The organism is Rhodococcus sp. ENV425 (assembly GCF_002887785.1).
Classification (GTDB): domain Bacteria; phylum Actinomycetota; class Actinomycetes; order Mycobacteriales; family Mycobacteriaceae; genus Rhodococcus; species Rhodococcus aetherivorans.
Window position 1 is genome coordinate 47,618 of sequence record NZ_PCZU01000178.1, and the last position, 10,026, is coordinate 57,643.

At 66.1% G+C, this 10,026-nt stretch carries 9 protein-coding genes; 3 read left to right on the plus strand and 6 right to left on the minus strand.

Features of this window, described 5'->3' with window-relative positions:
* Positions 1-17: 17 nt before the first annotated feature.
* The 6 genes from CQZ88_RS14610 to CQZ88_RS14635 all read right to left on the minus strand — a co-directional run bounded on the left by CQZ88_RS14610 (position 18) and on the right by CQZ88_RS14635 (position 5,440).
* Entirely contained in the window at positions 18-1,211 is a 1,194-nt protein-coding gene (locus tag CQZ88_RS14610; RefSeq protein ID WP_006936315.1) for a hypothetical protein, read from the minus strand.
* The gene (locus CQZ88_RS14615; protein ID WP_006936317.1) at positions 1,208-1,663 is read right to left on the minus strand and encodes a Zn-ribbon domain-containing OB-fold protein; all 456 of its coding nucleotides are present in this window, start codon (positions 1,661-1,663) and stop codon (positions 1,208-1,210) included. Before CQZ88_RS14615 ends, CQZ88_RS14610 begins: the two co-directional genes overlap by 4 nt.
* Entirely contained in the window at positions 1,660-1,977 is a 318-nt protein-coding gene (locus CQZ88_RS14620) for a hypothetical protein (protein ID WP_029541620.1), read from the minus strand. The genes CQZ88_RS14615 and CQZ88_RS14620 overlap by 4 nt, the downstream gene beginning before the upstream one ends.
* A 77-nt stretch (positions 1,978-2,054) precedes the next feature.
* Complete coding sequence (locus CQZ88_RS14625) at positions 2,055-3,542, minus strand: acetyl-CoA acetyltransferase (RefSeq protein WP_006936321.1); 1,488 nt, start codon at positions 3,540-3,542, stop codon at positions 2,055-2,057.
* Complete coding sequence (locus CQZ88_RS14630) at positions 3,539-4,576, minus strand: LLM class F420-dependent oxidoreductase (protein ID WP_050034664.1); 1,038 nt, start codon at positions 4,574-4,576, stop codon at positions 3,539-3,541. Before CQZ88_RS14630 ends, CQZ88_RS14625 begins: the two co-directional genes overlap by 4 nt.
* A gap of 48 nt (positions 4,577-4,624) precedes the next feature.
* On the minus strand, positions 4,625-5,440 hold the full coding sequence (locus tag CQZ88_RS14635; RefSeq protein WP_006936325.1) for an enoyl-CoA hydratase/isomerase family protein: 816 nt from the start codon (positions 5,438-5,440) through the stop codon (positions 4,625-4,627).
* Positions 5,441-5,536: 96 nt separating this feature from the next.
* Between CQZ88_RS14635 and CQZ88_RS14640 the strand changes: the two genes are divergently transcribed.
* The 3 genes from CQZ88_RS14640 (at position 5,537) to CQZ88_RS14650 (ending at position 9,999) form a co-directional block, all read left to right on the plus strand.
* Positions 5,537-6,415 (plus strand): glucose 1-dehydrogenase, encoded by an 879-nt coding sequence (locus CQZ88_RS14640; protein WP_029541613.1) that lies wholly within the window; start codon positions 5,537-5,539, stop codon positions 6,413-6,415.
* A complete protein-coding gene (locus tag CQZ88_RS14645; protein WP_102799947.1) occupies positions 6,412-8,553 on the plus strand; it encodes a molybdopterin-dependent oxidoreductase in 2,142 nt (713 codons plus the stop codon). Before CQZ88_RS14640 ends, CQZ88_RS14645 begins: the two co-directional genes overlap by 4 nt.
* Before the next feature lie 84 nt (positions 8,554-8,637).
* Entirely contained in the window at positions 8,638-9,999 is a 1,362-nt protein-coding gene (locus CQZ88_RS14650; protein ID WP_029541610.1) for an MFS transporter, read from the plus strand.
* Positions 10,000-10,026 lie beyond the last annotated feature (27 nt).

Genomic DNA, 10,026 nt, shown 5'->3' on the forward strand with positions numbered 1-10,026 from the left:
CCTTTCGGACGTGGCGGTCAGAGGGTGTCTTCGTGGCCGAACAGCACCGAGCTCACCAACGGCGCCATCGGGCCGCCGATGAACAGGGAGGTCTTCGCGCCCTCCACCGGGTTGGTCGAGGTGCCGCGGATCTGCCGGACCGCTTCGACCGCGAGGTTCAGACCGTTGATGAACGAATCGGCGAGGTTGCCGCCGCTGGTGTTGATGGGCAGTTTGCCGTTCGGCGCGGTGAGGTTCTCGACGGTCATGAAGGTGCCGGCAGCTTCCCCCGGCGGACAGAGGCCGTGATCGATCAGTGCCGCGACAGCAGGACCACTGAAGTTCTCGTAGACCTGGACCACGTCGACATCATCCGGTCCGAGACCGGCTGCAGACCAAAGCCTTTCGGCGACACCGGGTTTTCCGTTGTTGGCCGGGCCGAATCCGGCGGTCATGTACTGCTCGCCGAGATCGTTGTCGATCAGTTCCGAGTATCCGCCCGGTGCACCTTGCGCGCCTGCCAGTAGATACGCCGGGTCGGGACGCAAGGTCTTCGCCCGCTCGGCCGAGACGAGCACCAGCGCGACCGCACCGTCGCTTTCACGGGAGCAGTCGAACAGGTGGAACGGCTCTGCGATCAACCGCGAATCCTCGTAGGTCTCCTCGTCGAGTGGGCGTCCGTAACCCTGCGCCGTCGGGTTGCTCTGCGCGTGCTGGTACGACGCGAGGACCAGGGATCGCATGGCCGACCGCGGCACCCCGCCGTGCTCGAGCATCCGCTGGGTGCGCATCGCGCAGATCTGCGCGGGCGAGCCGATGCCGTGCGCGAGGAAGTGACTGCCGTAGTGGTACTTCGCGTATCCGAGCCGACCCGTATCCGCCTGCGTCATCGCGCGATAGACCACAACACACTCGGCTTGACCGGTGGCGATCGCAGTGGCTGCATTCGTGATGGCCGCTGCGACGCTGCCGCCGCCCCCACCCCACATCATGTTCGACCAACGCAGTTCGTCGATCAGCAGTGCGCCGCCGATGATGGCGCCGTCGTTGGCGCCGCCCGCGTAGGAGACGAAGCCGTCGATCTCGCGGGGGTTGATACCCGCGTCGGCACACGCCCGGAGGATGACCTCGAGAGTCATGCGCTTCTCGCTGTGCGGGGCTTCGCCGCGCTTGTAATGCTGTTCGGCGACGCCGACGACGGCCGTCGCGCCGCGCATGATGTTGGCGCTCATCGCATTTCTCCCTCTACGATCGAATCGGCCCGGCGCCAACGCAGCAACGGCCAGGCGGCGCCCTCGGTCCGCTCGAAGACTCCGACGACCCGGTCGCCGATCTCGGGGTTCGCGTCGATGTCGTCTGCGAGAATGCCCAGCACCCGTCGGCCACCGGCGTGCGGCAGTTCGACGAGCACCGTCACGTACGGCAACCGCTCGGCATATTCGTCCATGTACGGGTACCAGCTGCGATTCCAGCTGTAGACGGTGCCGGCCGGCTCGACGGTTTCCCATCCGAGGTCGAAGCTGTGGCAGTGACCGCAAATGGCCTGCGGCCCCCAGATCCACGTGCGGCAATCGCTGCAGCGCTGAAGGCGCAGCTCACCGGCAAGGAGACCGTCCCAGTACGGCTGATCGAGTCCGTCCGGCGCGGGTCCCCAGGGTTCGGTCGCGAGTTCTGTTGCGGTCATGCGTTCGCCTCCGTTCCGGCGGGGAAGTTCTCGAGCTTCGCCGCGAGCCAGCGTCCGTCGTGGAGCTCCCAGATGGAGCGCAGCCCGATCGAACGGTCGCCCATGTCGTAGACGGTCTCGCCCACCATCCGGTCGCCCTCGGCGCGCACGTCCTTGATCTCGAAGCCTTTCGTGGCCTCGCGGGGGGTGTCGATTCCGTCGAAGACCTGCGGAATGTTCTCTCGCACCATGTCGGCGAGAGCGGCCTTCATGTTTCCGGCGACAACGTAGCCGACATGCTGTTCGTACAGTGCACGAAAGTCTTCGACAGACATCTGTGAACTCCTCGATTCGTGACACGAGCCTGTCGTGTCCGTCAGTGCAATAACCTTATGTCGTTAGATAAATGCCGTCAACGTCGCGCGAAGTGGAACTGCCCGTCCTCCGTGATCGAAACGTGCTGACCTGCAACATCGCCCTCCGTGAGGCGCGCGAGATCCTCGGCGTCCGTGGTCGCCGCGAGGGTTCGCTCCCCTGCGGCAGTGCGTGCCGCGAGGAAACCACGCTCCGGCGAACCGTCGCGGCCGTACACCACGGTCCACGACTCCGCCGACGCCGTGCCCGCGTAGGACATGAGCGCGGCGGTCGTGGGCTGCCCCGCCACCTCGGCCTGCACGTCCAGCCTCCGGAATCCTCCGGCGGGAGGTTCCGTCCGGTACACGCCCATGGCGTGCTTCGTGAGATAGCCGCTGTTGGCGGTCACCAGACCGTACGAACCCGGGGACTCACGCACCCGTTTCGCCATGGTCGCGATCGAATGGCTCACGTAGTTGTTCCACGGGCCACCCCCGAACGTCAGACCACCGGTCACGGTCAGCGGCCGACCCGGATCATCCAGCGCCAACCCCAGCTCGTTCGCCGCAACCTGTACCGCCGACGGAAAACACGAGTACACATCGACGTGCGCGACATCGTCCAGCCCGATACCCGCGAGCTCGAGAGCCCGCGCCCCCGCAATGCGAATCGCCGGTGACCCGTCGAGGGCACCCCGTTCGGCGATCGCATACGTATCGTGCGATTCGGTGCCGGACTGCGGAAAGACCCAGTTCTCCCGCGGGATACCGAGCCGGGCGGCCGTCTCGACCGAGCACATCAGCAGCACCGCGCCCTGATCGACCATGTTGTTCGAGTTCAGCAGCTTGGTGTAGGGCGTGGAGATCATCCGGTTCTCGGGCGACGGTGTCGCGATCTCCGCCGCGGTGTACTCCCGTTGCACCCACGCATTCGGGTTCGTTGCCGCGATCTTGCTGAACCGCGACCACAGGCCCCCGATGAACTCGCGGTGCTCCTCGAGGGAGCGTCCCGCCGAGACCCGCAGCGCCTGCTCGAACAGCGGATAGACGTACGAGGGCCGGTCCAGACCGATCCGGCGTTCGCTCTCGTCCGCCATCGGCACATCGGTGACCATGATCTCGGCGGCGGGCACCGACTCGTCCTGCACGCTCCACTCGGGTCGCTGCTTCTGCGCCCGCAGCTTCATGCGGGTCCGCCAGGATTCGGCGCCACCGATGAGCACGACGTCGGCGCGGCCAGCGGCGATGTCCTCGGCGGCACCGTTGACCAGCACCTGCGGCGTGCTCCCACCGTTTCCGGAGTAACCGGTGTGCCGTACGGTCGCGCCGATGCGCTCGCCGACGAGTGCGCCCGGGTCGCGGTAACGCCAGGACAGGAGCCCGACCACGCGGACGGAGTCGACCAGTTCGAGCAGGCGCGCGGACCCGGCATCGGCAGCGGCCTCGCGCGCCGCGCGCACCATGAGATCGACGGGCTCCACGCCGCCGCCGCGTTCGTCGACCTGGCCGGTGCCGACCAGGATCGGGGTTCTCGGATCGAGGGTCACGACTGCACTGCCTCCAGAATGCGCTCGCGGTTCTCCGGCTTCGGCCACCCACCGAGGATGAGGGTGGTCAGGCACGTGGACTTCCACTTGGTTTCGATCTCTTCGATGATCTTGTCCGCGGGACCGACCAGGGCGACGTCCTCGACCATCTCGGTGGGCACGGCCTGTGCGGCGAGCTCGGGCCGCCCGCTCAGGTACAGCTCCTGGATCTCGGCGCACACCTCGCCCCACCCCATGCGGGCGAACACGTCGTTGTGGAAGTTGGCACCCTTGGCCCCCATACCGCCGGCGTAGAGCGCGACCGTCGGCTTGAGCCGGGCGGCGGCCTTCTCCACGTCGTCGTTCTCGAGGAGCCAGCACACGTTCGCAACCTCGAAGTCATCGGCGGTGCGGCGCGCTCCCTCACGCGAAAAGCCTTCGGCGAGTGCCGTGCGGTAGAACTCGTCGCTCTTGGGCGAGAACCACAGCGGCGTCCAGCCGTCGGCGATCTCGGCGGCGAGCGCCACGTTCTTCGGGCCCTCGGCGCCCATGTAGACGGGGACGTCGTCACGCAGGGGGTGGACGATCGACTTGAGCGGCTTCCCCAGTCCGGAGCCGCCCTGGAGCGGCAGCTGGTAGTGCCGTCCCGAGTAGGTCACCGGCTCCTCACGCGCCCACACCTGCCGCATGATCTCGATGTACTCGCGGGTGCGTTCGAGAGGTCGCGGGTAGGGCTGCCCGTACCAGCCCTCGACGACCTGCGGCCCGGACGCGCCGATGCCGATGATCACGCGACCACCGCTGAGGTGATCGAGGGTCTGCGCGGCCATCGCCAGCGCCGTCGGTGTGCGCGCCGACATCTGGCACACCGACGTCCCCAGCTTGATCCTCGACGTCTGCGCACCCCACCACGCGAGAGGTGTCAGCGCGTCGGACCCGTAGGTCTCGGCGGTCCAGAAGCTGTCGACCCCGAGCGCTTCGGCCTCGGCGAGCATCCGTTCGACATTGCGCGGCGGGCCCGAACCCCAATACCCTGCGGCGATTCCAACTCTCATGCTGCTTTCACTGCCTCTTCGGTGTGTCGTCGAATCAATCGGTGCCGGTCAGTGATTCTGGAACGCCGGCGGCCGCTTCTCGAGGAACGAGACGACGGCTTCCTTGTGATCGCGCGTCAACGAGCTGAGGATCTGCGTACGGTTCTCGAGGTCGATTGCAGCGCGCATGCTGGGCGCCTCCAGGTTCGACCACATCACTTCCTTGGTCATCCAGACGCCGAACGGGCTGTTCTGCGCGATGGCCCCGGCGGTGTCCAGCGCGACGTCGAGCAGCTTGTCGGCGGGTTCGACGGACGAGACGAGCCCGATCCGTTCGGCTTCGGCGGCGTCGATGGACCTGCCGGTGAGCATGATCTGCGCAGCCCGGGAGAAGCCGATCATGCGGGGCAGGAGCCAGCTCATTCCGATGTCGCAGTTGGACAGGCCGCGGCGAATGAACGCGGCATGGAACACCGCGGATTCGGACACGATGCGTATGTCGGACATGAGGGCGAGCGACATTCCGCCGCCCGCCGCGGCCCCGTTGACGGCCGCGATGATCGGTGGCCGCGCACCGCGGAATGCATCGACGAGACCCGCGATGTGCTTCTGCACCCGCAGTCCGAGTTGCGCGCGACCCTCCCCCTCGGTCGCACCCTGCGGGATTCCGTATCCGCGCAGATCCAGACCTGCGCAGAAGGCACGTCCTTCACCGGTGAGCACAATCGCGCGGGTGGTCGAATCGTCCCGCACCTCGGCGAGCACCTCGTGCAGCGCGTCGATGAGGTCGACGTTCATGGCATTGAGCTCGTCCGGGCGATTGAGGCGAATCAGGAGAATGCCCGGCCGCGGCCGCTCGGTCAGGATCGGTGTCGCATCGGACATATGGCTCTCCCCAGGGACGAAGGATTCGACAGAAGAAGACTAATGGCTTTAGATTAAAGCTCGAGGAACCGGCGAGCACAACCGAAGGAGTCCACCATGACGAACCTCGACGGCAAGGTTGCCGTGGTGACGGGAGCCGCGAGCGGAATCGGCGCAGCCACTGCTCACGTGTTCGTCGAGCGCGGGGCGCGTGTGATCGTCGCGGATATCGACGACGCTCGCGGGGAGACCGTTGCTGCCGCCCTCGGTCCCCGCGGCGCCTACCTGCACACCGATGTACGCACCGAATCCGAGGTCGAGGCCGCCGTCGCGCTGGCGGTCGACCGGTTCGGACGGCTCGACTGCATGGTCAACAACGCGGGCCGCGTCGGTGCCTGGACATTCCTCGAGGACACCTCCCTCGAGGAATGGGAAGACGGGTTCGCCGTGCTCGCACGCAGCGTGTTCCTCGGAACCAAGCATGCCGCGCGCGTGATGCGCGACCAGGGCTCCGGCAGCATCGTCAACGTCTCGAGCGTCGCGGGCGTGCGCACCGGATTCGGACCGCATCCCTACAGCGCCGCGAAGGCCGCCGTGCTCCAACTGACCCGGACCGCGGCCGTGGAGCTGGCCGAATTCCGGATCCGCGTCAATGCACTGGTCCCCGGAGGAGTCGCCACCCGCATCGTAGGCCACGGTGCGGGACTCGAGGACGAAGCACTCGACCGCAGCGTCGACGCCGTACGGGGCAGCCTGACGACGTTCCAGCCCATCCCGCGAGCCGGCGAACCCGAGGACCTTGCGCACGCCGCGGCGTTCCTCGCCTCGGACGACTCCGAGTTCGTCACGGGCCAGGCCCTCGGAGTCGACGGGGGACTGACCCTGGGCAAGAAGTGGCCGTCCAACTATCGGGACGAGGCGCAGGCGGCATCGACTCGCGCAGCCGCCGTGGGCGGCATCGACTTGCGCAGCCGCCGTGGGCGGTTGACCAGGTGACGACGCGCCGGGTCCACACGTTCTGCCGCATCTGCGAACCGGGGTGCGGTCTCGTCGCAGACGTCCGGGACGACCAGGTAGTCTCACTGCAGCCGGACAAGGATCACCCGATCCACCAGGGATTCGCCTGCCACAAGGGTGTGCACTTCCTCCAGGTCCACGACGATCCGAACCGCCTCGACCGCCCGCTCAAGCGCACGAATCCTCGCCACGAGGAGGTCGGCGACTTCGTACCGATCGACTGGGACGATGCGGTACGCGAGATCGCCGACAAGCTCGGGGACATCCGCCGGCGGTACGGGCGCAACGCGCTCGCCGTCTACCAAGGCAACCCGTCGGCGTTCAACGGCACCTACTACGCCAACGCGGCGGCACTCGCGCGTGGTTTCGACACCAGGATGCGTTTCAGCGCCGGCACCCAGGATACCTCTGCAAAATACGCTGCAAGCGAGGCGATCTACGGGGCGTCGATGGCGCATCCGATCCCGGATCTGCTGCACACCGACTATTTCCTGTGTCTCGGCAGCAACCCCCTCGTCTCGCACATGACCCTCATGCACATCTCGAACCCGATGGCCAAGATCAAGGCGGTCAAGCAGCGCGGAGGGACCGTCCTGTTCGTCAACCCGCGGCGGATCGAGTCGTCGGGACCGGACACCGGTGACGTGCTGCTGATCAAACCCGATTCCGACTTCTACTTCCTCGCGGCGATCCTGCACGAGATCGTGTTCCGGATCGGGTACGACCGCACCGCGGTGGAGAAGCATGCACGCAACATCGACGGGCTGCTCGATTTCCTCCGGGCGTATCCCGTCGAGCGAGTAACGGCGGCGACCGGCATCGAGGCCGACGTCATCAGGAAGGTCGCCGAGGACTTCTGCACCGCCCCCACCGCCAGCATCTACATGGCGACCGGCGTGAACCAGGGACGCCAGGGCACGCTGGCGTACTGGATGCTCAACATGATCAGTCTCTTCACCGGCAACCTCGGCCGCCGAGGCGGCAACATCTACTCCCGCGGCATGACCGACGTCGTGCAGAATTCGAAGCGCAAGCGCGAGAATCCGTTCTTCCATAACAGCGTGGGCGAGGTCCGCACTGTCAGTGGGGATCTGCCCGCAGCAATGCTGTCGGAGTACATCGAGACTCGGGATGATCCGATCAGAGCGTTGATCGTCATCTCCGGTAACCCGCTGTTGTCGGTAGGCGGAGAAGAGCGCCTGCGCCGCGCCCTGAAAGACCTGGAACTGATCGTGACGATCGACCTGTACCGCACGGTCACCGGCGAGATGGCGGATTACGTTCTCCCCGCCACGGATTGGCTCGAACACGAGGACCTCAACTTCCTGAACACGATGGGCGTCGCGATGGAGCCCTACGTGCAGTACACCCCCGCGGTGGTACCGCCGAGGGGCGACCGGCGCGACGACTGGTGGATCCTGTCACGAATCCAGCAGGAGATGGGCGTGGAGACGCTGCTCGACAGTCCCGATCCCGACCCCCTCGCCAACGCGGATGCCGCCATGCGCGACTCGGGCCTGAGTATCGAGCGGCTGAAGGAAATGCCTTGCCAGACCGCGGTGTTGCCCGAGGCGGACCCGTCGCACGTGTTCACCATCGCAGTGCAGCACGACGACGGCCTGATCGACTGCTGCCCGGCAGTTTTCCGGCGCGCATACCGCACCGCCGAGGACATTCTCGAGGAGTTGTCCACCGAGAGTGCCGACCAGCTCAAGCTCATCACACGCCGCACCCTGTACATGGTGAACAGCTGGCTGCACAACCTTCCGGTACTGAAACAAGGAGTGCACCAGAATAATCCCCTGTGGATGAACCCGGCCGACGCGGAGCGGCGCGGACTGGTCGCCGGTGACGACGTCACCGTCCACAACCGTTACGGGTCGGTCGACGCGGTACTGGCATACGACGAGGCCCTCAAGCCGGGCGTAGTCGCGATGACACACGGATGGGGTCAGAGCTCCGCTCGCAGCCTCGAGGTGGCGCGGCGCCAGCCCGGTGCGAACGTGAACAGACTCTCCCCCATCGGGAAAGACGGATACGACGTCCTCAGCAATCAGTCGCACCTCACCGGCATCAACGTCGATGTCACACGGCGCGGGCACAACGGACCCCGATAGACAAATCTAATGCCTATAGCTTAATGTGGTTTCCGTCACTGCATCATTCGGGCAGATCGCCCATCACTCACATCGAGGTTTCGCATGACCGAACGTACGACCGCGGCTGCAGGCCCTCCCCCGAACACGACCTCCGGGCCCTCCCGCGCGGACTCACGACGCGCAAGCCGTGCCGCCTTCGTAGGAACCCTGCTCGAGTACTACGACTTCAGCCTCTACGCCTCGGCGGCGTCGATTGTTTTCGCCAGCGTGTTCTTCACCGGCTCGAGCCCGTTCCTGGGAACACTACAGGCGGTCGCCACGTTCGCGGTCGGCTTCCTCGTCCGCCCGGTAGGTGGGGTGATTCTCGGCAGCCTCGGTGACCGCATCGGACGCAAGAAGATCCTGGTCTTCACGATGCTGCTGATGGGAGGGGCAACCCTCCTCGTCGGGCTTCTGCCCAGTTACGCGCAGATCGGATGGGCTGCACCGGCTCTGCTGGTCTTCCTGCGCATTCTCCAGGGCATCGGGGCCAGCGGTGAGTACGGCGGTGCCGCCCTCGTCGCCGTCGAGTTCGCACCCGAGAAGAAGCGCGGGTTGCTCGGCTCCCTCCCCGGCATGGGCGCGGCACTCGGTGGCGTGCTCGGAACCTTGTCGCTCCTCCTGGTGTCCGCCCTGATGTCCCAAGAGGCCTTCCTCGCGTGGGGCTGGCGCATTCCGTTCCTGCTCAGCGTCGTGATCCTCGCCTACGGCCTGTGGCTCCGTCGTGCCCTGCCCGAGACGCCCGCGTTCCGCGAGATCAAGGAATCCGACGCCCTGTCGAAGAGTCCCATTCTCGATGTGATCCGACAGCAGCCGCGCGCCCTTCTGACCGTCCTTGTGATGACCATCGGACAGACCGGTATCGGCTACTTCTACATCGTGTTCATGGGCACCTTCGGCACCAACCAGCTCGGTTTCGGTAGAACCGAAGTGCTGGTCGGTCTGATCGCTGCGCAACTCACGAATACCGTTCTGATCCCGCTCTTCGGAGCACTGTCGGATCGTGTCGGACGACAGCCTGTGATCATGTTCGGCTTCCTCTACAGCGCCGTATTCGCGTGGGTGGGCATTTCACTCCTGTCGGGGGCAGCAACTCCTCCGTTGCTGTACTGGGTGGTCATGGCACTGGGCAACGGGGTCGGAGTCGCCGCCATCTTCGGTCCGATGGGCGCATACGTCATCGAGTTGTTCCACACGCAGCACGCCTACAGTGGCCTCGGTCTCGGTCGTGAGGCCGGCAACGCGCTCGGCGCGGCAATCGTCCCGGTCATCGCAGTCGCCTTGGCGTTCGACGACACGACGGTGTGGCTCAGCCTCCTGGTCTGCGTCGTCTCGCTGCTCGGTTTCGCAGCAACCGTCCTGTCCCGTACCCGGTCGTCGTCCGTCCTGAAGCAGGACGACGACCGAGCCCCGGTGTCGGTGTAACACCTACCCAACACCGTGCGCGTTTCT